Below are 26,985 nucleotides of genomic sequence, written 5' to 3'. Positions count from 1 at the left end.
AAAAGGAAATGACAATGAAATACGGCTATTTCGATAACGACAATCGCGAATACGTCATCACTCGCCCTGATGTACCAGCACCTTGGACAAACTACCTAGGTACTGAAAAGTTTTGTACCGTGATTTCGCACAATGCGGGCGGTTACTCGTTCTACAATTCTCCGGAATACAACCGTGTTACTAAGTTCCGTCCAAACGGCACCTTTGACCGTCCTGGACACTATGTGTACCTGCGTGATGATGAGACAGGTGATTACTGGTCTATCTCTTGGCAACCAGTGGCAAAGAGCCTAGATGAAGCGAACTACGAAGTTCGTCACGGCCTGTCATACTCAAAATTCAAATGTGAATACAGCGGCATTACCGCAACCAAGACGCTATTCGTACCTAAGGGTGAAGATGCAGAAGTTTGGGACGTTGTATTAAAGAACAACACTGACAAGCCACGTACTATCAGCACTTTCTCGTTTGTTGAGTTCTCTTTCAGCCATATTCAATCAGACAATCAAAACCATCAGATGTCTTTGTACTCTGCGGGCACGTCTTACCAAGAAGGTGTTCTGGAATACGACCTGTACTACAACACTAACGACTTTGAAGGCTTCTACTACCTAGCTTCAACTTTCTCACCAGACAGCTACGATGGCCAACGTGACAACTTCCTTGGTATGTACCGTGATGAAGCAAATCCAATTGCGGTTGAAAACGGTAAGTGTTCTAACAGCGCTCAAACTTGTTACAACCATTGTGGTTCTCTGCACAAGCAATTTACGATTCAACCCGGTGAAGAAGTTCGCTTTGCGTATGTACTCGGTATCGGTAAAGGCAACGGTGAACGCCTACGTGAGAAGTACCAAGACACAGCAAACGTAGACGCCGCTTTCCAAGGCATCAAAGATCACTGGGACGAGCGTTGCAACAAATTCCAAGTTAAGTCGCCAAACGAAGGCTTAGACACAATGATCAACACGTGGACGCTATACCAAGCGGAAACCTGTGTGGTTTGGTCACGCTTTGCATCATTCATCGAAGTTGGCGGTCGTACTGGTCTTGGTTACCGTGATACGGCTCAAGATGCTATTTCAGTACCCCATGCCAACCCACAAATGACCAAGAAACGTATTATCGACCTGCTTCGCGGCCAAGTGAAAGCGGGCTACGGTCTACACTTGTTCGATCCTGACTGGTTCGATCCAGAGAAAGCCGACGTTGAGCCATCAAAATCACCAACAGTTGTTCCAACACCGTCAGATGACGACAAGATCCACGGCATTGAAGACACATGTTCTGATGACCACCTATGGATCGTTCCGACCATTATCAAATACGTAATGGAAACCGGTGAGCACGACTTCTTCGATGAAGTGATTCCATACGCAGACGGTGGCGAGGCGACAGTTTATGAACACATGAAAGCGGCACTGAACTTCTCTGCTGAATACGTGGGTCAAACGGGTATCTGTAAAGGTCTTCGAGCTGACTGGAATGACTGTTTGAACCTAGGTGGTGGTGAATCTTCAATGGTTTCATTCCTACACTTCTGGGCGCTACAAGAATTCCTAGATCTTGCTAAGTTCCGTAATAACGATGCTGATGTTGCGAAATACACTGAAATGGCAGCTAACGTTCGCGAAGCGTGTGAAACGCACCTTTGGGATGACGAAGGCGGCTGGTACATCCGTGGTCTAACTAAAAATGGCGACAAGATCGGTACCGCTCAACAAGCTGAAGGTCGTGTACACCTTGAGTCAAACACGCTAGCCGTTCTATCTGGTGCTGTATCTCAAGAACGCGGTGAGAAAGCGATGGACGCTGTTGATGAGAACCTTTTCTCAGAATACGGCCTACACCTAAACTCTCCTTCATTTGCAACACCAAACGATGATATCGGTTTCGTAACTCGCGTTTACCAAGGCGTAAAAGAGAACGGCGCAATCTTCTCTCACCCTAACCCATGGGCCTGGGTAGCAGAAGCGAAACTAGGCCGTGGTGACCGTGCGATGAAATTCTATGACGCACTGAACCCATACAACCAAAACGACATGATTGAAACGCGTTACGCAGAACCATACTCGTACGTGCAGTTCATCATGGGTAAAGATCACCAAGACCACGGCCGTGCAAACCACCCTTGGTTAACCGGTACCTCTGGTTGGGCTTACTTCGCGGTAACCAACTTCATTCTTGGTGTTCGTACAGGCTTTGAAGGCTTAACGGTTGATCCTTGTATCCCGACTGATTGGCCAGAATTCGAGGTTACTCGTCAATGGCGTGGCGCAACTTACAACATCACAGTGCAAAACCCGAATGCAGTAAGCAAAGGCGTTGCCTCTATCACTATCAATGGTGAATCAGTTGAAGGCGCTATCCCAGTACAAGCAGAAGGCAGCGTGAACGATGTTGTCGTTGTTCTAGGCTAGTCACGCAATTTAACGAACAGCTCTTGTCTCAAGTCTTTACAGGCTTGAGACAATGAGACTAAAAGGATTTTCTAATGATTAAATTTGGTACAGGTGGCTGGCGCGCTTTCATTGGTGAGGAGTTCACTAGAGAAAACGTCCGTTTGGTAGCGCAAGCACTCGCTAACATCATCAACAACGAAGATGCAGCCAAGAATGGGTTTGTGATCGGCTATGACCGTCGTTTCCTTTCCGATAAAGCCGCATGTTGGTTTGCAGAAGTACTTGCGGCGAACAACATCAAAGTAAGCTTCATCGATAAGTTTGTTCCAACACCTATCGTGATGTTCCAAGCAAAAGAGATGGGATGCACCTACTCGGCGTGTATTACCGCCTCTCACAACCCAGCCGATTACAATGGCATCAAGGTATTCATTGAAGGTGGCCGTGATGCTGATGAGATCATCACAGAGAAGATCGAACAGCAAATCGCAACACTGACCAACGAAGATATTATTCGTGTCGATTTCGAGCAAGCGTTGAATGACAAAGAGATCGAAATCATCAACCCGATGAACGCCTTTGTTGATTCCATCATTAATGCCATCGATATTGAATCGATTAAGAAAGCGAATCTACGCGTGCTGATCGACCCAATGTTTGGTGTGGCGAAAAACGCTCTGCAAACCGTGCTGATTAACGGTCGCTGTGATGTCGACGTCATCAACGATGGCAAAAACCCAGATTTTGGTGGCTTAATGCCGTCGCCAAATGCTGCAACGCTGTATCGCTTGAAGCACTTAGTTGCAGCAGAAGGCTATGACATTGGTATTGGTACTGATGGCGATGCTGACCGTTTGGGAATCATCGATGAGAAAGGTCACTTCATTCACCCTAACGAAGTGCTACTCCTACTTTACTACTACTTGCTGGAATACAAAGGCTGGAAGGGCTCTGTCGTTCGTAACATCGCAACCACACACCTACTGGATAAAGTGGCGGCAGATCATGGTGAGAAGAGCTTTGAGGTTCCTGTAGGCTTTAAGCATATCAGCTCACAAATGGAGGCCGATGACTCTCTGATTGGTGGCGAAAGTTCAGGTGGTTTAACCATTCGTGGTCACATCAAAGGTAAGGATGGCGTATTTGCTTCAAGCTTACTGGTTGAGATGATCAGTGTGACAGGCAAGAAGCTGTCTGAATTACTTGATGAGATTTACTCTAAATATGGCTATGCCTATACCGCAGAAGGCGATTATAAGTTTAAACCTTCAGAGAAAGAAGCGCTCTACACTAAGATCTACGTCGAGAAGCAACTGCCTGAATTTGAATACGAAATTGAAAGAGTCAGCTATGAAGATGGTGCCAAGGTGTACTTCAAGAATGGCGGCTGGGTCATTGCTCGCTTCTCAGGAACAGAGCCGTTACTACGAATCTTCGCAGAAATGGAAGATAAAGACACTGCAGAACGTGTTCTTCAAAAAGTGAAAGACTTCCTCTCTCTATAGGCTTATAGAGTGCAGCAGTTTTGTATGGGACTTAACAAATCACTGCCTTGTTAAAGCCTATAAGTGAAGAACTCTTGCCCAGTACTTTGATTAAAGTGCTGGGCTTTTTTATCGCGATTCTTGTAACGATTAGTATCGCGTTATATCTCTTTAAAAAGCCAATACGCCTTTGGTATCGACTTTTACGTTGACCGGCATACCCACTTCAAGTGCTTCTGACGAGGTTGCTAATAACTTCTGACCATGCGCTTCGATTACATAACGACAGTGATCACCCATAAATTGCTGTTCTAGCACCGAAATAGCACTATCTTGCTCGTAACTTGCTTGGATATGCTGGGGCCTTAGCAGAAGCTCACATGTATTGCCGAACTCAATCTCCGTTTGCGGTTTGGCTTCAACCATACCCAAACTGGTTTCAAATTCATGCTCCGAAATACGCTGTGCATTGAGGTAGCTACCGCCACCCAAAAAGTCTGCAACAAACTTACTTGAAGGATGGAAATACAACTCAGATGCCGAACCATACTGCTCAATCACACCATGGTTCATTACTGCCATTTTATCTGCAAATGCGAACGCTTCTTCACGGCTGTGAGTTACGAAGATAGCTGTAACACCCTGCTTCTTAAAAATCTTGCGAATCTGAGAAATCAGCTCATGACGAACCTGAGTATCGATGTTTGAGAATGGTTCATCTAACAGTAGCAAGTCTGGCTTGTACGCCAAAGAACGAGCAATAGCGACACGCTGTTGTTGACCACCTGAAAGTTGGTGTGGGTAGCGGTCACCGTACTCATCTAAGTGAACCAACTCCAGCATCTCTTGAACTTTGTCTTTCTTTTGCTGCTCAGAAAGGTCTGTCAAGCCAAAGCCGACATTCTGGTTTACCGTCAGATGCGGAAACAGGGCGTAATCTTGGAAAATCATACCAATGTTACGCTGCTCTGGTGGCAACCAATTCTCGCCATCATCAATGGTTTGACAGTTCAAACTCATCACACCGCTACTTAATGGAAGTAAGCCTGCAATCGCCTTCAGTAAGGTCGTTTTACCGCAGCCACTCGCACCAAGAAGACAAACAATTTCACCATGCTCAACTTCTAACGAGAGCGCTTCCAAAATGGTTTGCGACTCATACTTACAAGTCAGATCTTTAATTGATAATGCACAACTCATTAGTTTTTCTGCTCCAAGGAACGGTTTACGATGATCAGAGGAATTAAACCCACCAACACCAATAATACAGCAGGCATCGCCGCCAATTCTAGGTGCTCATCTGAGGCATAGTTATAAACATAAGTCGCCAATGTCTCGAAGTTGAAAGGACGCAGCAGCAAGGCCGCATTCAACTCTTTCATTGATTCGATAAACACCAGTAAGCCAGCGATCAATGCGCCACGTTTAATCAAAGGTAAATGAACACGGCGTAACATCTGATTGGTATTGCAACCCATGGTTTTTGAGGCCATATCCAATGAAGGGGATACTTTACTCAAGCTGCTTTCAATACTGCCAATTGCCACTGCAGAGAAACGTACGACCATGGCAAAAATTAGCGCGAACATGGAGCCAGAGAAGATCAAACCAGGTCGCCCCCACTCCATCACTTTCGCAATGTCATTGACCAAGTGATCCATGAACAAAACAGGTACCATCACCCCAATCGCTAACACGGTGCCTGGAACGGCATAGCCCATCGAAGCGAGACGCATATAAGCCTGATTTTTCTTACTCGGACTAACGCGTTGATTAAAGTTAACAATCATCGCGATAATCACGCCAATAATCGCAGCAGCTACCGAAACGTAAAGGCTGTTGATGGCATATTCTCTGAATTCAGGGGTCCAGCTTTGAGCAAAATATTTGTAGGCGTAAATAATGAGCTGGCCAAGAGGGAATAAGAACGCAACGCAAACTAATCCCCAGCACCAGAATAGTGCCAGCCATTTTTTCCAACCAGAAAGGTCGTAACGAAAATCTTCGCGGCTGCTGAACTGATTCTGGAATAGCTTCTGCTTACGGCGACTGTATCGCTCTGAGCTCAACAGTAGGATCACGATAACCAGCATGATTGCCGATATTTTCGCAGCTGCCGTTAAGCTTGAGTAGCCTAGCCAAGTATCATAAACCGCAGTCGTTAAAGTATTTACCGCAAAGTAACTCACGGTACCAAAGTCACCGATGGTCTCCATAGCAACAAGCGATAAACCGACCGCCATTGATGGACGAACAAGTGGTAAGGAGATACGACGGAAGCTTTCCCAAGGCGAGCATTTTAGCAAACGAGCAGATTGTAATAAGGAGACGTTTTGCTCCATAAATGCCGCGCGGCACAGCAAATAAACATAAGGATAGAGAACGAGAGACAGAACAATAATAGCGCCGGATAAGGTTCTAATATCTGGGAACCAATACTCACCGGGTCCCCACCCAGTAAGATCTCGCAGTAGAACCTGAACAGGGCCGGCAAAGTCGAACCAATCGGTAAAGATATAGCCAACAATATAGCCTGGCATTGCTAATGGCAGGACGAGTGCCCACTGCAAAACACGCTCTCCCGGAACACGGCACATTGCCATAACCCAGGCCGACGGAATACCAAAAACTAAAGACAGAAACATGGTTCCTATGACTAAAACCACCGTGTTGTAGGCATAGGTAGGCATCACTGTGGACATCAGATGAGAAAATAGCTCATCTGTTTCTCCAACAGCCGTCGTAAAAATAGCTAAGATCGGTAAAACCAGTAATACAGCAATAATGCCGCTACTGGTGTTCCATAAATAATTCTTTTCTTTCATCGCCTAACTACAACGAGGCTTAATGAAACACAAATGCATTTGCAAATACATCTCATATCCTTTTAATGGTGGGGTTATTTATACCCATATACTCTAATGACTTCAAGGTGAGATGCTAATAACTCAAGGGATCAACGGGGTGCTTTGTATCAAAAAGTGATTTTCCAATAACAAACAACCCCAAGTAACCAAAATGGCGACTTGAGGTTGTCATTTTACTTAGGCCGGAGCCTACCGTAATAAATTATAGATCGAACTTAACTTCGTCTAATAGCTTGATTGCAGCCGCGTGGTGGTTTGCAATTTCATCTAGAGAAATAGTATCCGCTTTGAACTCGCCCCATGAAGCAACAAGCTCAGAAGGTTTAACGTCTGCTTTCACTGGGTATTCGTAGTTCACTTCTGCGTACATGCTTTGTGCTGTGTCACCAGATAGGAATTCCATCAGCTTAACAGCATTCTCTTCATTTGGAGAGTATTTAGCCATTGCCATACCAGAGATGTTTACGTGAGTACCTGTAGTCTCTTGGTTAGGGAAGTTAATGTAAACAGAGTCAGCCCAAGCTTTTTGCTCTTTATCATTAACCATCTTACCTAGGTAGTAGCTGTTACCAAGAGCAACATCACATAGACCTTCTTTAATCGCTTTAACTTGCGCGCGGTCGTTACCTTGAGGCTTACGTGCTAGGTTTGCTTTTACGCCTTCTAGCCATTCTTTCGTTTCAGCTTCACCTTTGTGAGCAATCATCGAAGATACTAGAGAAACATTGTATGGGTGCTTACCACTACGAGTACAGATTTTGCCTTTAAATTCAGGCTTAGTTAGATCTTCGTAAGTGAACTCTTCACCTAGACGACCAACACGGTCACGTGAAGAATAAACGCTACGTGTACGAGTTGTTAGAGCGAACCACTCGTTATCTGTATCTTGGTATTGAGCTGGGATGTTCTTTTCAAGTACATCGCTCTCTACAGATTGAACTAGACCTTGTTTAGTTAATTCAGATAGACGGCTGATATCTACAGTTAAGACAACGTCAGCTGGGCTGTATTCACCCTCTTGAGCTAACTTCTCTGCTAAACCTTTTTTAGCAAACTTAACGTTTACTTTAATACCAGTCTCTTTTGTGAACTCTTTGAACATTGGCTCAACAAGGAAAGGTTGACGGTAAGAGTATACGTTTACTTCTTCCGCAGCCATTGCTGTCGGGGCAATTACACCACACGCTAGAGCTGAAAGTGTTAGCAGTTTCTTCATTGTAAAATCCTTTATATCGAAATGATAATGTCTATCAGTTGCGTTATTATATTCATCATTAACATAATTACAATGACGACCAACAAAAAATCCGTCTACTCAGACCATTCAAACTCTCACTTTTGTAACAAACCATTTCAACTTTGTGTCTTGTCGTTCCCCTTAAACAATGAGCCTAACTTCAACGTTCGTGTTTATATATATTGTGCAACCGTAAATACAACAAAGCCCCGCAACAAGAGTTGCGGGGCTTTCTTTGTCCAACCTAACCCATTCAGATTAGGCGACGACTGTTGATTATTTTACTGATACAAACTCAGGGTAAGCGCCGACACCACAATCGTGCATGTCCATACCTTCAAGTTCTTCATCTTCCGTTACTCGGATACCGATTGTTGCTTTAAGCACCGCCCATACTGCTAGGCTAGCACCGAATACCCATGCAAAGATGACTGCTGCACCCATTAGCTGAGCACCAAACGTTGCATCAGCGTTGCTTAGTGGCACAGCCATTAGACCGAAGAAACCACATACACCGTGTACAGAGATAGCACCTACTGGATCATCAATCTTAGCTTTGTCTAGAGCGATGATGCTGAATACAACCAATGCACCAGATACCGAACCAATCGCTACAGCAAATAGAGGTGATGGTGATAGAGGGTCTGCAGTGATTGCTACTAGGCCAGCTAACGCGCCGTTAAGAATCATTGTTAGGTCTGCTTTACCCCAAGTTGTTTTACATACTAGTAGTGCTGCAATTGCGCCTGCTGCTGCTGCTGCGTTGGTGTTAAGGAAGATTTGACCTACTGCTGTTGCGTTCTCAAAATCCGAAACCATCAGTTGAGAACCGCCGTTGAAACCGAACCAACCGAACCAAAGGATAAATGTACCTAGCGTTGCAAGTGGCATGTTTGAACCAGGAATCGGGTAGATTTCACCGTTCTTACCGTATTTACCTTTACGAGCACCGAGTAGTAGAACACCAGCTAACGCTGCTGCTGCACCAGCCATGTGTACGATACCTGAACCTGCGAAGTCACTGAAACCCGCTTCTGATAGGAAACCACCGCCCCAAGTCCAATAACCTTCAACAGGGTAAATGAACGCTGTTAGTACTACAGAGAAGATTAGGAATGACCAAAGCTTCATACGCTCAGCAACCGCACCAGATACTACAGACATTGCTGTTGCAACGAATACTACCTGGAAGAAGAAGTCTGATTCTAGAGAGTGATCTGCGCCTTCACCTTGTGTACCAATTAGAGTACCAAATGATGGCAACCAACCGCCTTCACCGTTGTCGACATACATGATGTTGTAACCAACCACTAAGAAAGCTGTACAAGCAATTGCGTACAAACAGATGTTCTTAGTTAAAATTTCTGTGGTGTTCTTTGAACGAACTAGGCCAGCTTCTAACATCGCGAAGCCTGCTGCCATCCACATTACCAACGCACCTGAAATGAGGAAGAAAAAAGTGTCTAGTGCGTAACGTAGTTCCGTTACTGTTGTTGTAAGTTCCATATTAAAGTCTCCAGTCCTTGTAATTCTTTAAAGTGCTTCAGCATCCATTTCACCAGTACGAATTCGTACGGCTTGGCTTAGGTCATACACAAAAATTTTGCCGTCGCCGATTTTTCCGGTGTGTGCCGCTTGGCTAATCGCTTCAACAACTCGGTCAACATTCTCAGCTTGGGTAGCAATCTCTAGCTTCACCTTTGGTAGGAAATCCACTTGGTACTCTGCACCACGATACAATTCAGTGTGTCCCTTCTGACGACCAAAGCCTTTCACTTCAGAAACAGTCATACCTTCAATACCCACATCAGAGAGCGCTTCGCGTACATCGTCTAATTTGAATGGCTTAACAATGGCATTTATTAATTTCATATTCGTTCCTTAAATTCTTACTTAATCCGTTAATTCTCTTATTACAATCCAAGTAGCGTGCCAAAAAGTTAAGTGCTTGATTTTAAATAAGATGAAGATAATAAGGTCGTAATAACGAAAAAGGCCGCACCAACATGGTGCAGCCTTTTCACTATCTTAATGCGCGATGCTCTTATTGCTCCAGTTTTGGGCAACGGAGCCTTCAAAGCTCTGAATGACTAACAAATAGGTCTTAGGACTAGTAACCTAAAAAATCCATCCAGCGTTCGATGAGCAGTTCGAAATCGTCGATTCCACAGCTTGCTTGGCTTTCACAGTTATAGAAGTCGAACTCACTGCCCTCTTCCATCTCTTGCTCATGCGCTAACACGTTTTCTTGAATCGTTACTTCGTCTTCATTAATCGCAAGGCTAATCTCTTTGCCAAGCAACGTCACTTCATTGCTCAAGTCCTGTCGAGATTGCTCAATCAACGCCATCACATGATCTAATTTTTGCTTATCTTTACCGATCTCTTCTTGAAGCCAACGGCCAACAATCTCATGGCCCATGCTGCATTTCACATAGTATTCACCCATTAGAGTGTTTCTAGTAAATTCAAACTCCATAACTCAACCTATACTGCATTAATGCTCAAGCGATACTATTTCTGAGTATACCATTGTCTTGTCAGAAACGAGCGTATTGACGAATTTATCGTTACGATCCAACCTACACAGTCAATGAAGAGGAGGGCTCTATGCAGTTGAACGAAATGATTGCCAAACAAATTGTCGAACGAACCATGAAGATCATCCCACACTCGATTAATGTGATGGATAATAAAGGTCGCATTATTGGATCCAGTGATCCTACTCGCTTATACCAAAAACATGAAGGAGCGGTACTTGCCATCACCGAATCACGAGTCGTTAATATTGACGAAGCCACTGCCGAACACCTAAAAGGGGTTAAGCCTGGAGTTAATTTACCGATTCTATTTCAGGATAATGTCATTGGGGCGATTGGGGTTTCTGGGACACTGCAGCAAGTTCATCATTTTGGTGAGCTGGTGAAGATGACCGCTGAGCTTATTGTTGAACAAGCTGTACTTATGTCTCAAGTAGAATGGAATAAGAGGCATCGTGAAGAATTGGTATTGCAATTAATCCGAGGTAGCACGCTTAATGACATGCAACTGCAATCCATCGCACAGCGTCTGGATCTCGACCTTGCACAACCGCGGATTGCCGCCATCGTCAAGGTGTTACCGATAGGAGACACTGCGCCTTCATTGGAAAACTTACAGCAATTAGTACATTTACTTGAATATCCCGAGCGCGATAATTTAGTCGGTATCTTGTCTGTTTCACAAAACGAAGTGGTGGTACTCAAGCCTATAACCCTGATAGGGAACAGCTGGTCCAAGGATGCAGAAGCCAAGCGCGTGAAATTGCTACTCAAAAGAATAAAGAAAGAAGCTAAGTTTCAAATCAAGATTGCGCTTGGGGATTACTTTACCGGACTTTCTGGTTTAGCACGCTCATATGATACCGCTGAGCTCACTATGCGCAGTGTCGGTAACCGCCCCGGAGACATGTTTTTCTATCAAGACTATCGACTGCCGGCCATTATGAGTAGCCTGTTACAAGATCCATGGATTCGTGAGCAACTAGAGCAGTCTTACCTACATCTTCAACAACAGGACAGTAAAGGGATACTGATCAAAACTTTGAAGACATATTTAAAGCAGAACTGTGATTCAGCTCTCACCTGTAACGAACTACATATCCATCGCAATACGCTACGCTATCGAACAGACAAGATAAACCAAATAACATCATTAAATATCAACAATATAGACGATCTATTTCAACTCTACATTGCAATAAATCTATTCCACTGGTCGAGCTAAAAAATGTGCAACTGCACAATTTAAAAGGACCGATCTGAGCACTTATTTGTAGAGAATGACAAAGACTTACCAACCCTATATCTTTATATTTGCCGAAAATGACACATCGTTATCTGGGAAATAGAACATGATTGAAGTTTCAACTCTTGGCGCACTTTCAGCATTGATTGTTGCTATCGCGCTCATTCTTAAAAAAGTGCCACCCACCTACGGCATGATCATCGGTGCTTTGGTTGGCGGCGTGGTTGGCGGCGTTTCTCTCACCGAAACCGTTGAGTTAATGATAGGTGGTGCCCAAGGGATCGTCACTTCAGTGATGCGAATTCTCGCCGCTGGTGTGTTGGCCGGCGTACTAATTGAATCAGGGGCGGCTACCTCGATTGCAGAATCCATCATCAAAAAAGTAGGCGAAACTCGCGCCTTACTTGCTCTTGCCATTGCGACCATGATTTTAACCGCTGTTGGCGTTTTCGTTGATGTGGCCGTTATCACGGTTTCTCCTATTGCACTGGCTATTGCTCGGCGCGCAGACCTTTCTAAAACCGCGATCCTTTTGGCGATGGTGGGCGGCGGTAAAGCAGGTAATGTCATGTCGCCTAACCCAAATGCCATTGCGGCGGCTGATGCGTTCAATGTTCCGTTAACCTCTGTGATGGCTGCAGGCGTGATTCCGGGTCTATTTGGGCTGCTTTTCGCCTACTTCTTGGCAAAGCGCCTCGTCAATAAAGGTTCAAAAGTAGCGGAAAGTGAAGTGGTCAAAGCGGATCAAAGTTCACTGCCAAGCTTTTCTTCTTCAATCGTTGCACCGTTAGTGGCTATTGCCCTACTCGCGCTGCGACCACTCGCTGATATCAATGTTGATCCTCTAATTGCATTACCCTTGGGTGGATTGCTGGGTGCACTGGCTATGGGTCGCTTCAAACAAGCCAATAGCTTTGCGGTTTCAGGCTTGTCACGTATGGCACCGGTTGCTGTAATGCTACTGGGCACAGGAACCATTGCAGGCATCATTGCTAACTCAGGACTAAAAGCTGATCTGATTGAAGTGCTGACGATGTCTGGGCTGCCTTCTTACTTACTTGCTCCGTTTTCTGGCGCACTGATGGCACTATCAACCGCATCGACAACTGCCGGAACAGTAGTGGCATCGAATGTATTTGCCAGCACCATTCTTGAGCTAGGTGTTCCAGCTCTCGCAGGCGCAGCAATGATCCACTCTGGTGCGACAGTACTTGACCATATGCCACATGGTAGCTTCTTCCATGCCACGGGTGGTGCGGTACATATGAGTATTCATGAACGTCTAAAACTCATCCCTTATGAGTCAGCGGTCGGTCTTGTTATCGCCTTCGTCTCAGTAATGATCTTCGGTGTATTTGGTCTGTTTGTTTAAGTTTAAAGGTATCAAAATGAAAATTGTAATTGCTCCTGACTCATATAAAGAAAGCCTATCAGCAATGGGCGTTGCTCAAGCGATTGAAGATGGCTTTAAACAGCTAATACCAAACGCCGAATACGTAAAATTACCAATGGCTGATGGTGGTGAAGGCACAGTACAATCTCTGGTGGATGCGACCAATGGCTCTATCATCCAACATCCAGTGATTGGTCCATTAGGTGAAATTGTCGAAGGCTTCTACGGTATGTTCGGTGACGGTAAAACTGCCATTATTGAAATGGCGGCCGCTTCCGGCCTAGATTTAGTCTCTCCAGAACAACGTAATCCACTAAAAACCACTACCTATGGTACGGGTGAGTTGATCAAAGCCGTATTAGATAAAGGTGTTGAGCATATTATTATTGGCATTGGTGGTAGTGCGACCAATGATGGTGGCTTAGGAATGGCTCAAGCGCTAGGCATTCGTATGCTAGATGCAGAGGGTCACGAGCTGGTGTTTGGTGGTGGTGAACTGTCAAAACTGACAACCATTGATCTCACCAACCTCGACCCACGCCTACAAAACGTACGCTTAGAGGTCGCTTGTGATGTCGATAATCCATTATGCGGACCAAAAGGGGCATCACAGGTATTCGGTCCGCAAAAAGGCGCAACACCAGAAATGGTTGAGCTGTTAGATGCTAACCTTGCTCATTATGCCAGTATCATGAAAAACCAGTTAGGCGTCGATGTCATTGATCTCCCTGGTGCTGGCGCGGCAGGCGGTCTAGGCGCGGCACTTGTTGGCCTGTTAAATGCGGAGCTTCGCCCTGGTATTAACATCGTAATGGACGCCGTCAATTTAGATGAAATAGTCTCAGATGCTGATCTTGTGATTACAGGAGAGGGGCGCATTGATAGCCAAACCATTCATGGCAAAACACCGATTGGTGTCGCTCGCACAGCCAAAAAACATAAACTGCCTGTCATCGGTATTGCCGGCTGTCTAGCCAGTGATTGTGGTGTGGTTCATGAGCATGGTATCGACGCGGTATTTGCGGTAGTGAACCGTTCAGTAGACTTGCCGACAGCTTTGGCTGAAGCGGCTGAAAATATTGAACTTACTGCTCGCAATGTTGCAGCAATGTATACGATTAAGCACTAATCGAGCTCTCTGTAAGCTAAAAGCAATTTTCGCTGTATGCTAAAAGCAATTAAGGCCGCTATTCACAGCGGCCTTAATTATATTTACAACAAAATCAGACGTTACGCAGGCTCTTGGAAGATAACCGTGTCTGCTTTTTCCGTGTACTGACCCATTTTATGGAAGTTCAGGTAACGGTATGTATCAGCAGCGGTTGCATTAATCTTCTCAGCGTACTCTAAGTACTCTTCTTTCGTTGGGATGCGACCTAGAATCGCGCCAACAGCAGAAAGCTCAGCAGAAGCCAGATAAACGTTCGCGCCATTACCTAAGCGGTTCGGGAAGTTACGCGTTGACGTCGACATAACCGTCGAAGCATCAGCAACACGAGCTTGGTTACCCATACATAGTGAACAGCCAGGAGTTTCGATACGTACCCCAGCACGACCGAAGATGCCGTAGTAGCCTTCTTCTGTCAGTTGGTCTTTATCCATCTTCGTTGGCGGAGCCACCCATAGGCGAGTATTTAGCGAGCCGTTAAACTCTTCTAGCATCTTACCAGCGGCACGGAAGTGGCCGATGTTGGTCATACAAGAACCGATGAACACTTCTTGAATCTCTGTGCCTTGAACGTCAGATAGAAGACGAGCATCATCTGGATCGTTTGGTGCACATAGGATTGGTTGATCGATATCAGCAAGGTCAATCTCGATAACGTGCGCGTATTCCGCATCTGAATCAGCAGACAGCAACTCAGGGTTAGCTAGCCACTCTTCCATTGCTGTAATACGACGCTCAATCGTACGAACATCACCGTAACCTTCAGCGATCATCCACTTCAGCATCACGATGTTCGAGTTCAAGTACTCAGAGATAGACTCTTCAGAAAGCTTAACGGTACAACCTGCAGCAGAACGCTCAGCAGATGCATCAGAAAGCTCAAATGCTTGCTCAACAGATAAGTGCTCAACACCTTCAATTTCTAGTACACGACCAGAGAATTCGTTGATCTTACCTGCTTTCTCTACCGTTAGTAGGCCTTGCTTGATGCCGTAAAGAGGAATGGCATGTACTAGGTCACGTAGCGTGATACCCGGTTGCATTTCACCTTTAAAGCGAACCAAGATAGATTCAGGCATATCAAGAGGCATAACGCCTGTTGCTGCAGCAAATGCTACCAAGCCAGAACCCGCAGGGAATGAAATACCTAGAGGGAAACGAGTATGCGAGTCACCACCTGTACCTACAGTATCAGGAAGAAGCATACGGTTTAGCCATGAGTGGATAACGCCATCACCCGGACGAAGTGAAACACCCGCACGATTCATGATGAAATCAGGTAGCGTATGGTGAGTGTTTACATCGACTGGTTTAGGGTATGCCGATGTGTGACAGAAAGACTGCATTACAAGGTCTGCAGAGAAACCAAGACACGCCAGATCTTTAAGCTCATCACGAGTCATAGGACCGGTCGTATCTTGAGAACCGACTGTCGTCATTTTAGGTTCACAGTACTGACCAGCACGAACACCTTCAACGCCACATGCTTTACCAACCATCTTCTGAGCTAGCGTGTAGCCTTTATCAGATGCAGATGGATCGATTGGTTTAGCAAACAGATCCGTTTCAGCTAGACCTAGAGCGTCACGAGCACGACCCGTTAGACCACGACCGATGATCAGTGGAATACGGCCACCAGCACGCACTTCATCAAGAAGTACTTTGCTTAGCTCAAAGTTTGAAATCACAGAACCGTTCTTGTGAACAACACCTTCGTACGGGTAGATATCAATGATATCGCCCATGTTCATGTCTTGTACGTTCAGTTCAATGGGTAGTGCGCCTGAATCTTCCATTGTGTTGTAGAAGATTGGTGCAATTTTACCACCAAGACAAACACCGCCAGTACGCTTGTTTGGTACGAATGGGATATCTTCACCCATGAACCAAAGTACTGAGTTTGTTGCCGATTTACGTGAAGAACCTGTACCAACAACATCACCAACGTAAGCCAGTGGAATGCCATCTTTTTGCATTTCTTCAATTTGTTTGATTGGACCAACGCTACCCTGTTCATCAGGAGTAATGCCATCACGTTCCATCTTCAGCATCGCTTTCGCGTGTACTGGGATGTCAGGACGTGACCATGCATCAGGCGCTGGAGATAGGTCATCGGTGTTCGTTTCACCAGTGACTTTAAATACTTTTACTGTGATTTTTTCTGCTACTTTATCTTTCGCTGTAAACCATTCAGCATCAGCCCAAGATTGAAGTACTTGTTGTGCAGCAGCATTGCCAGCTTTCGCTTTCTCTTCTACGTCATAGAACGCATCGAACATCAGTAGAGTATGAGATAGCGCTTTAACAGCGATTGGAGCAAGCTCAGCATCGTCTAGTAGAGATACTAGAGATTCGATGTTGTAACCGCCTTGCATGGTACCAAGCAGTTCTGCAGCTTTTGCTTTGCTTACTAGTGGCGAAGCTACTTCACCTTTAGTGATAGCCGTAAGGAAGCCAGCTTTTACGTAAGCAGCTTCATCTACACCCGGTGGAATGCGATTTTCTAGTAGGTCAAGAATGATTTCTTCTTCACCTTGAGGTGGATTCTTCAGAAGTTCAACTAGGCCAGCTACCTGCTCAGCATCTAGTGGTTTTGGAACAACTCCTTCGGCAGCACGTTCTTCGACGTGTTTACGGTAGGCTTCAAGCACGACTTTTTTCCTCTCATTGCGGTTCACTTCTTCCCTTCATAATTGTTAGTAAAATAAAGAAGTGAACATCCTTGGAAACTTGGCTCTCCATTGCCATTTTTGTCATTCAATTTGTATTGATGAGCGGCGTCATAGAGGCCAAACTGTGGGCGGTAGAATAGCAAATTTAACGTTAAATTAAAATCTTATCATTTTGACCAACATAGCAAGTTAAGACGAAAGTCCCACTATTTTTGCCTAATTACGCACTTAAATGGCGACTCTGCGCATGATTATTTGTAGGACGTACCTACAATCAGATACACCGAATCGAAATTATCTTCGGTTCGGCCATAAGCTAAAATGATCGGCCCGATTGGAGAATCAACACCCGCGAAAACAGAACCCGCGGTGTACATTGGCGCTTCATCAATACTCAAATCATTGTTCGACCAAACACCACCATGCTCAATGGATGCGCCCACGTAGAATGGTGATTTAAAAAGGCCGAAGTCATTTTCAAACCACTTATAACGATAAATAAGGCTGGTGTAAGCCAAGTTCTGACCAATCATACTATTCCTTGGAATACCTGACAGGTTTAAGAAGCCACCAAGCTCTTTGGGATCAATAGGGAAAATCGAATTTTTGCTCTCTACAATACCGTAATCCAGCTTTGCGACTAAAGTATGCTTCTCAATACTCTTTGCTGCCATGAAATTGGCCGAAAACTCATAAACCGTATCACTCTCAGACGTTAAATCCGATTCACCAAGAGAGCTGTCATTATCAAAATCATCATGAGAAACGAGGTACTCTAAATCGACAAAGTAACCCTTGGTCGGTAAGCTGAAATTATCCAAAGTATCCAGTCGGTAACCCATGAAGCCACCAATACGCTTGTAGCCACCACTGCCCAATGAAGGTAACGAAGAAACCTCAACATCCCCATCTGTATAACGAACACCAAATGTCAGCTCCTGCCACAAGGTTGGTTGATAGCCTAATGCCAATTCACCGACATATTCACTATACGTCATAGGGAGATAATCTTTCGTTACGTCCAGTGTCGGTTCTTCAATATCATCAATATCTGCGGGTAGGTTTCTGTTCTCTTTGCTGTAAACAACCGATGCCGAAGTAAACAGCTTTTGACTCGAAAAGAATGGCGAGTATAGTTCCGCTTCAATTCGCTTGTCCGTTCCCATCTCGATATTGGTTCTTAGCTCTGCGCCATGCTTATTAATATCAGTAAAGTTGGCTGAGACACCGAGCGAGTATTGGCTTGTAGTAGAGAAATCATCTTCAAGAAAGAATCGAAAGTTGAGGTAGTTTGGCCCCCAAGATTTTTCGTTCACATCGACCAGCAGTTGCTCCTCGCCATCTACCGTGTCAAATTCATAAGTCACCAACTCGAATCTATCTAGCGCATAGAGGTCTTGTACTTTAGATTCAATTTCACTGGTCTTCAGAATCTCACCTGAATCAAGGTTTAAACGGTTTTCGATCAGCTTATCGGAATAGTGGGTATTGTTATTGATAACAACTCGGTCAACGACAGTCTTATCGCCGTGTTTTAGCTGTCTGCGCGCTTTTTGTTTGTCCTCGATATAATGCTGATAATCGGCATTTGAGAGCGATAGCTTAGAAAGTTCATCAGTATGCTGCTTAGCAGCTTCATAGCCCGCGAGGAAAGCCGATGGCATTTTATCAAATTCTGTCGTCTCCATTTCCCCAACATCTGGGCGCAGGAAGACATCATCGTCTGTTAAAGTTTCAGCTTGCTCTTGGGTGCTGCGTTGAACAAGATAATTAGAGAGTTGGTCAGCTGCGGCTAGAAAATTCGTGAAATCATCTTTGCCTTTGTAGTTGGTACTGATATCCACCGCAATGACAATGTCCGCGCCCATCGCTCTGGCTACGTCGACGGGCATGTTATTGGTGACACCACCATCAACCAGCATTCGACCATCTAAGGAATAAGGGGGAAGCGCGCCGGGAACTGACATACTGGCCATCATCGCATCAACAAGGTGACCATGGTCGATGACCACTTCTTCAAGCTCAATAATGTCGGTTGCGACTGAACGGTAGGGAATAGCAAGATGGTCAAAAGAGTCGAGTGGAGATAGGTTACCTGTGGTCTCACGCAGAATACGCAACATATTCTGACCTTGAACCACACCTTTCCTAGCTTTGATTTCGCCCCAACCTAAACCGAGATCGGTGTTCAGTTGGTAACGGTCTTCATATTCTTTGTCACGCACTCGGCGATCACTACGGTTAACGCGATCACGATAGCCGCGATTCCAATCAACCGTATAAATAAAACTTTCAATCTCATCAGCACTCATCCCTGTCGCATAAAGCCCACCAACGTAAGAACCCATGCTGGTACCAGTAATGTAATCGACCGGAATTTGCATCTCTTCTAGCGCTTTAAGTACACCAATGTGAGCCGCTCCTTTGGCTCCTCCACCAGCAAGCACAACAGCAACGGTTGGTCTTTTATGAGCTTGTCCAGCTTGCTGAGATTGTTCGACCGGTGTCACAGTAGATGCAAACAGCTGAAAACTGATCACAGTACCGACAATGCCTAAGCCGCTCACCATCCAACGAGAAATCATTCTTTAAACTATCCTTGTCATTCTTTTCTTTTACGACTTTACCACTGAAAAAGCTTTTTTAGCCACTGTTTTGGTTGACTTTCACAACCCTTTTTAATGTTTCCATTCTCATCCCAAACCGGCAGTTTAACCGTACCGTCACAGTCAAACTCTAAAGCCCCTTGAGAAGTTCGAGTAAAACTTGCCGTCGTAATGCCATTCGGCCAAGGCAACAGTAACTGCTCTGGAGTTCGATGTTTCAGATAATCGGCATAAACACGTAGCGCACCACTAGAGCCCGTGAGTTTAGTCGGCTTATTATCATCGCGCCCTAGCCAGATGGTAGTGACTTCGCGACCATCAACACCCACGAACCAACTGTCTCGGCTGTCATTACTGGTGCCCGTTTTACCGGCTAATCCTGCCCATGCAAACTGACCTTGTAGGAAACGCCCCGTACCTTCAGACACACCACGTTTCATCGCATACGTTGTCAACCAAGCCGCTTGCTGGTCAACGCTTTGTGATACACGAGGGATCGACTGATACAGAACCTCGCCATCGTTATCAACAACTGAGCGAAGCGCAGACAAAGGTGCTATACGCCCAGAATTGGTAATGGTTTGATACATCTGCGCAACTTGGAACGGAGTCAGTGAGAACGAACCCAAAAACATCGACGGCACTGGGCGAATCTCATTTTTATCGACCCCCAGTTTTCCAATCGTATCCGAGACACTATCAATGCCTAATTGCATGCCTAAACGAACAGTAGGTACGTTGTAAGACTTAGAAAGCGCCACATACAAAGGCACATCGCCACGGAACTTACGATCGAAGTTTCTCGGGCTCCACACGCTACCTTTACTGCCTTTCAAGCTCAGTGGCGTGTCTTTCAATGTTGTCGCCAACGTGTACTTCTGAGGCTGCTCTAGTGCGGTTAAGTAAATTGCAGGCTTGACCAAAGAACCAATTGGGCGACTCGCGTTCAAGGCACGGTTAAAGCCATCGTAGCCAGTACGCTTACCACCGACCATCGCCCGGATTTCACCGGTATTTCTATCCACGGCAATAGCTGCTGCTTCCAGCTTATTACCTGCGGTTTTCGATAAATCAGGCACCTTACGAGCAATCGACTTCTCTAACTTGTCTTGAGATACCGGATCCAGAGAGGTAAAGACTCGAATCCCTTTTTTCGCCTCAAATCGATCGCCGACATACTTCTTAAGCTCAATGTTTACTTGTTGGAAATAAGCGGGCTGACGGCTAGCAATGCGTGGGTTGTCTTGAATATCCAAATCACGACTCGCCGCCTCTTCGTATTGTCGCGGAGTTAAGATGTCTTGTTGCATCAATAAGCGAAGAACCAGATCGCGTCGAGTCTTAGCACGCTCAGGATAGCGAACCGGATTGTAATACGACGGTCCTTTCACCATACCCACCAGCAGTGCTAGCTGATCGATGCGCAGCTCTTGAATAGGTTGACCAAAATACAAACGAGACGCTAAACCGAAGCCATGAATCGCTTGCCCACCATTCTGTCCAAGATAAACCTCATTTAAGTAAGCCTCTAGGATACGGTCTTTGCTGTAACGATGGTCTAAGATAAGTGCAATGTAGGCTTCACGAACCTTACGCCACAATGTACGTTCACTGGACAGGAACAGGTTTTTTGCCAACTGTTGTGTCAGCGTACTACCACCTTGTACCGTTCGCCCAGCTTTGACGTTAACGACCATTGCACGAGCGATGGCCAGTGGCGACACACCATCGTGTTGATAGAAGTTTCGGTCTTCGGTTGCCAGTAAGGCATCAACCATCACTTCTGGGAACTGATTGCGTTTTAAGAACAGGCGCTGCTCATCGTTACTTTTCTCAAGCATGCCAAGCATTTTCGGTTCAACACGCAGGTAGCCCATGTCGCCTTTCTTCTCCAGCGACTGAATGCGAGTTAATTCGTTACCATTGAAGTGCAGCATCACATGACGATCCGCTTCCGGTCCATCAACAAACTCGAACGGACGACGAATCATTTCAATCTTGGTCGAAGAAGAAGAGTATTCGCCTGGGTGACGAGGCGCGTTCACCTTACGGTAATTAAGTACATCGAGCTCATTCTTAACCTGAACCAAACTCACCGGAGTTCCCGGAGACAGGTCTAGCACTCGCGCATAAACCACGGTTGGCAAATCAAACAGCTGACCTTCAAAGCGCTGTTTGACCACAGAATCAAGATAAATACCGACGAACAACAGCAATGCCGCAAGCGCTAAGCCCGCTTTCCAAGAAATGCCCCATAGGATCTTCAACCAACCTCTTTTGCCAGATTTCTTAGCCTTAGGTTTGGTCTTTTTCGCAGCCGCTCTTGGTTTTCTTGGCTTGGCTTTGGTCGCTGGTGACTTCTTTGCTGGCGCTTTTTTAGGTGGTGCCTTTTTTGGCGTTAACATTTTGGTCATCATCGATTCAACTGTCGTTTGGTTTTAGTGGTTGCTACATGGTTAGCAGGGTCATCCGGCCAAGGATGTTTTGGGTAACGGCCCTTCATCTCTTTTTGTACTTCTTTGTACGCGCCAGCCCAAAAGCCAGCTAAATCTTGAGTAATTTGTAGTGGTCGCTGTGCTGGAGAAAGGAGCTCAAGCACTACTTTTTTACGCCCTTGCGCGATCAATGGCGAGTCTTGTTCGCCAAAGACTTCCTGCATTCGCACTGAGATCACTGGTTCAGATTGATATTGATAACGAATGGCCTTCTTGCTGCCTGTTGGCATCAGATAGTGCGTTGGCAACCATTGGTCGATTTCTTGATTCAAAGGCCAACCAAGATAAGCCGACAATGCTTGCTCAATCGAAACACTAGACAGTCCTTTTGCCGACTTAATGCCATTCAGATAGGGAGATAGCCACTCATCAAGGTGTTCAATCAAACTCGCATCGTCCATCGCTGGCCAATCATGCTCAGGCATCCAAAGCTCTGCACAGCGTACACGCTCAACCAACTGCTTAGCCGAAGCTGTCCAATTTAAGAGATCCAACCCACATCGAGCGACATAATTGAGCAGCGCTTGGCTCGCCTGATTCGCATCGGGATCAGGTAAAGCTTTGGTGCTGATAATCAACTTGCCCAGAGATACACGCTGCTCAGCAACTAAGCGGCCACGTTTCTCATCCCAATCGGCGTAATCGGAACGCACAAACAGTTTTGGAAATTCAGCTTCTAACTGTGCGATATCAACCGCGGTGGCTAAGAAAATCTGACTGGCTCGCCCTGTGCTGCGCATCAAATCAATCACTACGATATAGTTATTGTTCGCCAGTGGATCATCATCACGAACCTCAGCACCGTGGCCATTCGCCAAAAGGAAAGCACTGCTGGTCGCGCTTCTCACTTGTGCAATCCGGTCTGGGAAGGCAAAACAAAGCACTAATGGTAGCAATGATTCGTCAGCTTGTGACAAATCTAAGTGATGATTGAGTTTGCTCGCGAGACTTTTCGCTCGCTGCATCACAACGCTATTTTTGGAATGTTTTCTTTGCTTAAGTCGATGCAAAGAGTGTTGAATATCCGTCACATTGCGCTCCGGCTCTTCCAGCAAAGCAGCAGCAACAATCGCGACATTCAACAGAGCAGGACCACCTTGCTGCGCTTTAACCAACATGCTGGCAATACGAGGCTCTAGACCTAAACGTTGGACCTGTTTTCCTAATGCCGTAAATTGACCATTATCGTCTAACAATTCAAGAGTCTGTAAGAGTTGCTTGGCTTGCCCGATAGAAGCTTTGGGTGGAACGTCTAACCATTGCAGTTCATCAGCACTCGCAGCGCCCCATTGCGTCAATTCAGACACCAGCGAAGACAAATCAGAATGAAGAATTTCAGGTTCTGGTATAGCTGGTTGCTGCATCAGCTGCGTTTCGCTGTACAAACGAACGCACAAGCCCTCTTCAATTCGTCCCGCACGGCCCGCTCGTTGTTCAGCTGAAGATTGCGAGATTTTCACTTGCTCAAGCTTAGTAATACCGGTTTTCAGATCGAACTTCGCCACACGTTCAAGCCCAGAATCAACCACCAATCGAATACCTTCAATCGTCAAAGAAGTCTCAGCAATATTGGTCGCTAACACCACCTTTCGACGCCCTTTCTCTGATGGCGCGATCGCTTTCTGCTGTTGAGAAAAGCTGAGTTGCCCATACAGAGGACACACATCGATATCATTGGCGAATTGTTCTAGTTGAGATTCCACCTGCTTAATCGCAGAAACGCCCGGCAAAAAGGCCAGAAGTGAGCCTGACTCTTTCTCCATCAGAGAGCGAATCACGTTAGCCATTTTAGGGGCTAGATATTCATTTGCGTTAAGAGGCTGATAACGGAAATCGACCGGAAAGGTGCGACCTTGTGATTCAACGTATTTGGCATTCGGCAGCAAAGTTTGCAGAGCTTGTTGATCTAAAGTTGCCGACATCACTACCACTTTCAGATCGTCACGCAACGCCTCTTGGATCTCTAAGCTAAACGCCAATGCGGTATCGGCGTGAATACTGCGCTCGTGAAATTCATCAAAGATCACCATATCAACCCCAGTTAATTCAGGGTCGGTTTGGATCATTCTTGTCATGATCCCTTCAGTAACAATCTCTAAGCGAGTCGCACTGCTGCTTTTAGATTCACCACGAACTCTAAAGCCAATGCTCTCTCCCACCTTTTCTCCCAATTGGCTCGCTAAGTAAGTAGCAATATTCCTTGCAGCCAAACGCCTCGGTTCAAGCATGATGATTTTGCCTTGAACGGCGTTGGTCTTAACTAACTGTAAAGGGAAGAATGTTGACTTACCCGCACCGGGAGCGGCCTTTAGAATAAGTTGAGTGTGTGTTTCTACGCCAGCGAGCAGATCTGGCATCACAGCTTCTATGGGCAGTTGTGGCAATGGGAGAACCTTGTGGTGTAATGTTGGCAACATTGTACATAAAAACCTACCTGTCTAAATAAGTAATATGCACTTCAATCCTCCATTAGAGCCAGCGACTCTTATTAAACGCTATAAACGCTTTCTCACTGACATCCAACTTCCAGACGGTAGCGAGCGCACTATCCACTGCGCTAACACTGGAGCGATGACAGGATGTGCGACTCCTGGCAATACGGTGTGGTACTCAACCTCCGATAATGCAAAGAGAAAGTACCCAAACAGCTGGGAGATCTCAGAAACAGACAAAGGTCATCGTATTTGTGTAAATACTGCGCGGGCAAACCAGCTAGCAGTGGAAGCAATTGAAAATGGGACTATAGTTGAACTCTTAGGTTATAACGCGTTACGAACCGAAGTGAAATATGGCAGTGAGAATAGTCGCATTGATATTCTGCTTGAAGATAACGAAAAGCCGCCTTGCTATATCGAAGTGAAAAGCGTCACTTTGCTCGACGAGCAAGAAACGTCAACTAAAGGGCAAGGTTTTTTCCCTGATGCGGTCACAACCAGAGGCCAAAAACATCTGCGTGAACTCACAGAAATGGTCGAATCTGGAAATAGAGCCGTACTTTTATTCACTGTTTTACATTCAGGTATTGAAAAAGTGTCTGCGGCACACCATATAGACGCCAAATATTCGTTATTACTAAAACAAGCACAAGACGCTGGAGTTGAAGTGCTTTGCTATAAAGCAGAGCTCAGCAGTACTCAAATACAACTAAAACAAGCTGTTGAATTTATCAATAGCTAAGCAAAGATGCTGAACTAATCACATTGATTGCAAGTTTGAATAAGAGTATTTGCCACCATTCGTTCTTTCTGCTATAGATACCCGCCTTAAAATTAGCTGCTTTGCAGTTGACTAGGTGTAAATAGGAGATGCTGTATGCCAGAATCTAAGAAAAAAGCGCTAGGCATCCTAGCCATCGCAGGTGTTGAACCGTACCAAGAGAAGCCAGGTGAAGAGTACATGTCACCTGAGCAAACGGAACATTTTACAAAAATTTTAGCAGCTTGGCGCAACCAGCTCAGGGAAGAAGTTGATCGTACTGTGCACCACATGCAGGACGAAGCAGCGAATTTCCCAGACCCAGTTGACCGTGCTTCTCAAGAAGAAGAATTCAGCTTAGAGTTACGTAACCGTGACCGTGAGCGTCGTCTTATCAAAAAAATTGAGAAGACATTAGACAAGATCGAAGAAGACGATTTCGGCTTCTGTGATTCTTGCGGTATCGAGATTGGCATTCGTCGCCTTGAAGCTCGTCCAACTGCTGATCTTTGTATTGACTGTAAAACACTTGCAGAGATCAAAGAAAAACAGATGCAAGGTTAATTCTTGCAGATGTAAAGAAAGGGAGCCTTGGCTCCCTTTTTTGTTTGTTATCCAAGCGAAGTATTTCACACGCTTGATAGTAAATAGCAGCTTTAAGCCTTAGTTCTATACATCAAACCTTGTTCTATAGATTGAAGCTTAGTTCTAGGCATTAAAGCTCTTGTCAAACGTCTTAAGAATCGGCTACTGCGGTACCATTTAGATTAGGTTGTTCACTCATGAATTATATCGGGCGCTTTGCACCATCACCGTCAGGTCCTCTTCATTTTGGCTCACTCGTTGCTGCTCTTGGTAGCTACTTTCAAGCGAAATCTAACCAAGGAAAATGGTTAGTTCGTATGGAAGACCTCGACCCGCCAAGAGAAATGGCCGGCGCTGCAGACCTCATTCTTAAGACGCTTGAGGCTTACAATCTATTCTGGGATGGTGAAGTCGTTTATCAAAGTCAGCGTCATGGCTTGTATCAAGCTCAAATCGATCAATGGGTCGCTGACAATCAAGCCTACTACTGCCAATGCACCCGCAAGCAGATAAAGGCTTTGGGTGGTTTTTACAATGGTCATTGTCGAGATGCAGGCTTAATCGATTCAGGCGAACAGGCGGTGCGCTTGTGCATGGACTTTCCAGTGGAGTCCTTTGATGATGTTCGCCACGGCACCATTCAAATCCCTAAAGCACTAGCTGTAGAAGATTTTATTATTAAACGCAGAGATGGATTGTTTGCCTATAACTTGGCCGTTGTCCTTGATGACATCGAACAAGGAGTAACAGAAGTCGTAAGAGGCGCAGATCTGATAGAACCCACCGGTCGACAAATCAGTTTGTATAAGACGCTCAAGCAAAAAACAGTGAGCTACTTGCACTTACCATTGGCAACCGATGGCTTGGGGAATAAACTGTCAAAACAGAACCATGCCACCGCGATAGATCTAGACAACCCAAAACCAACGTTACTCAACGCGATGCGATTCTTAGGTTTTGATATCCCGACGGCTCTTTGTGAGGCTTCAATGGATGAGATTTTATTGTGGGGCTGCCAGCAATGGAACGTCAGTCAGTTACCTGATAGTTTACAAAAAGAGCACTGTAATTAGCTCGAAACTCACGGCAAATAGC

18 protein-coding genes are annotated in these 26,985 nt (G+C 45.5%); 8 read left to right on the top strand and 10 right to left on the bottom strand.

Translation table 11 applies throughout. The annotated features are described in order from the left end of the window. Nucleotides 1-14 precede the first annotated feature (14 nt). Complete coding sequence (locus AB4249_RS13355; protein WP_017066806.1) at nt 15-2,420, top strand: GH36-type glycosyl hydrolase domain-containing protein; 2,406 nt, start codon at nt 15-17, stop codon at nt 2,418-2,420. 74 nt (nt 2,421-2,494) lie between these two features. Continuing rightward, entirely contained in the window at nt 2,495-3,907 is a 1,413-nt protein-coding gene (locus AB4249_RS13350; RefSeq protein ID WP_102319894.1) for a phosphoglucomutase/phosphomannomutase family protein, read from the top strand. A 150-nt stretch (nt 3,908-4,057) separates the two neighbouring features. Here the strand turns inward: AB4249_RS13350 and AB4249_RS13345 are convergent, their stop codons facing one another. The 6 genes from AB4249_RS13345 to AB4249_RS13320 all read right to left on the bottom strand — a co-directional run bounded on the left by AB4249_RS13345 (nt 4,058) and on the right by AB4249_RS13320 (nt 10,469). After that, on the bottom strand, nt 4,058-5,086 hold the full coding sequence (locus AB4249_RS13345) for an ABC transporter ATP-binding protein (RefSeq protein WP_102331933.1): 1,029 nt from the start codon (nt 5,084-5,086) through the stop codon (nt 4,058-4,060). Beyond that, nucleotides 5,086-6,711, bottom strand: a complete 1,626-nt coding sequence (locus AB4249_RS13340; protein WP_017059418.1) for an iron ABC transporter permease — start codon at nt 6,709-6,711, stop codon at nt 5,086-5,088. Before AB4249_RS13340 ends, AB4249_RS13345 begins: the two co-directional genes overlap by 1 nt. A 244-nt stretch (nt 6,712-6,955) precedes the next feature. Beyond that, complete coding sequence (locus tag AB4249_RS13335; protein WP_017059419.1) at nt 6,956-7,969, bottom strand: Fe(3+) ABC transporter substrate-binding protein; 1,014 nt, start codon at nt 7,967-7,969, stop codon at nt 6,956-6,958. A gap of 297 nt (nt 7,970-8,266) precedes the next feature. Further along, entirely contained in the window at nt 8,267-9,496 is a 1,230-nt protein-coding gene (locus AB4249_RS13330; RefSeq protein ID WP_017059420.1) for an ammonium transporter, read from the bottom strand. Between the two features lie 27 nt (nt 9,497-9,523). Then, nucleotides 9,524-9,862: a P-II family nitrogen regulator gene (gene glnK, locus AB4249_RS13325; protein ID WP_004738200.1), complete on the bottom strand. Its 339-nt coding sequence runs from the start codon at nt 9,860-9,862 to the stop codon at nt 9,524-9,526. Nucleotides 9,863-10,100: 238 nt separating this feature from the next. Next, nucleotides 10,101-10,469 carry a YacL family protein gene (locus AB4249_RS13320; RefSeq protein WP_019824378.1) on the bottom strand — a complete coding sequence of 123 codons (369 nt, stop codon included), beginning with the start codon at nt 10,467-10,469 and terminating at the stop codon, nt 10,101-10,103. Between the two features lie 131 nt (nt 10,470-10,600). Here AB4249_RS13320 and AB4249_RS13315 point away from each other — a divergent pair, with 131 nt between their 5' ends. The 3 genes from AB4249_RS13315 (at nt 10,601) to AB4249_RS13305 (ending at nt 14,298) form a co-directional block, all read left to right on the top strand. After that, nucleotides 10,601-11,755, top strand: coding sequence for a sugar diacid recognition domain-containing protein (locus tag AB4249_RS13315; RefSeq protein WP_017066809.1), 1,155 nt, complete (start codon nt 10,601-10,603; stop codon nt 11,753-11,755). A 127-nt stretch (nt 11,756-11,882) separates the two neighbouring features. Continuing rightward, nucleotides 11,883-13,148, top strand: a complete 1,266-nt coding sequence (locus AB4249_RS13310; protein WP_017059423.1) for a GntP family permease — start codon at nt 11,883-11,885, stop codon at nt 13,146-13,148. Between the two features lie 16 nt (nt 13,149-13,164). Further along, on the top strand, nt 13,165-14,298 hold the full coding sequence (locus AB4249_RS13305) for a glycerate kinase (RefSeq protein WP_017059424.1): 1,134 nt from the start codon (nt 13,165-13,167) through the stop codon (nt 14,296-14,298). Between the two features lie 101 nt (nt 14,299-14,399). Here AB4249_RS13305 and acnB read toward each other — a convergent pair whose 3' ends face one another. From acnB to hrpB, 4 genes are all read right to left on the bottom strand, one after another. Then, nucleotides 14,400-16,988 carry a bifunctional aconitate hydratase 2/2-methylisocitrate dehydratase gene (acnB, locus tag AB4249_RS13300; protein ID WP_017059425.1) on the bottom strand — a complete coding sequence of 863 codons (2,589 nt, stop codon included), beginning with the start codon at nt 16,986-16,988 and terminating at the stop codon, nt 14,400-14,402. Nucleotides 16,989-17,260: 272 nt separating this feature from the next. Continuing rightward, nucleotides 17,261-19,594 carry a patatin-like phospholipase family protein gene (locus AB4249_RS13295; protein WP_372103550.1) on the bottom strand — a complete coding sequence of 778 codons (2,334 nt, stop codon included), beginning with the start codon at nt 19,592-19,594 and terminating at the stop codon, nt 17,261-17,263. Nucleotides 19,595-19,632: 38 nt separating this feature from the next. Continuing rightward, nucleotides 19,633-22,032 carry a penicillin-binding protein 1B gene (gene mrcB, locus AB4249_RS13290; protein WP_102331931.1) on the bottom strand — a complete coding sequence of 800 codons (2,400 nt, stop codon included), beginning with the start codon at nt 22,030-22,032 and terminating at the stop codon, nt 19,633-19,635. Beyond that, nucleotides 22,029-24,527, bottom strand: a complete 2,499-nt coding sequence (gene hrpB, locus AB4249_RS13285) for an ATP-dependent helicase HrpB (RefSeq protein ID WP_372103548.1) — start codon at nt 24,525-24,527, stop codon at nt 22,029-22,031. Before hrpB ends, mrcB begins: the two co-directional genes overlap by 4 nt. 34 nt (nt 24,528-24,561) lie before the next feature. Between hrpB and sfsA the strand changes: the two genes are divergently transcribed. The 3 genes from sfsA (at nt 24,562) to gluQRS (ending at nt 26,963) form a co-directional block, all read left to right on the top strand. Further along, on the top strand, nt 24,562-25,287 hold the full coding sequence (sfsA, locus tag AB4249_RS13280) for a DNA/RNA nuclease SfsA (RefSeq protein WP_017066814.1): 726 nt from the start codon (nt 24,562-24,564) through the stop codon (nt 25,285-25,287). A gap of 135 nt (nt 25,288-25,422) precedes the next feature. Beyond that, on the top strand, nt 25,423-25,869 hold the full coding sequence (gene dksA, locus AB4249_RS13275) for an RNA polymerase-binding protein DksA (protein WP_004738189.1): 447 nt from the start codon (nt 25,423-25,425) through the stop codon (nt 25,867-25,869). A gap of 218 nt (nt 25,870-26,087) precedes the next feature. Continuing rightward, nucleotides 26,088-26,963, top strand: a complete 876-nt coding sequence (gene gluQRS / locus AB4249_RS13270) for a tRNA glutamyl-Q(34) synthetase GluQRS (RefSeq protein WP_372103545.1) — start codon at nt 26,088-26,090, stop codon at nt 26,961-26,963. Nucleotides 26,964-26,985: the final 22 nt, after the last annotated feature.

The sequence above is a fragment of the Vibrio sp. 10N.261.55.F4 genome, assembly GCF_041470465.1.
Taxonomy (GTDB): domain Bacteria; phylum Pseudomonadota; class Gammaproteobacteria; order Enterobacterales; family Vibrionaceae; genus Vibrio; species Vibrio crassostreae_C.
This window is presented reverse-complemented; position numbering and strand designations above follow the sequence as displayed.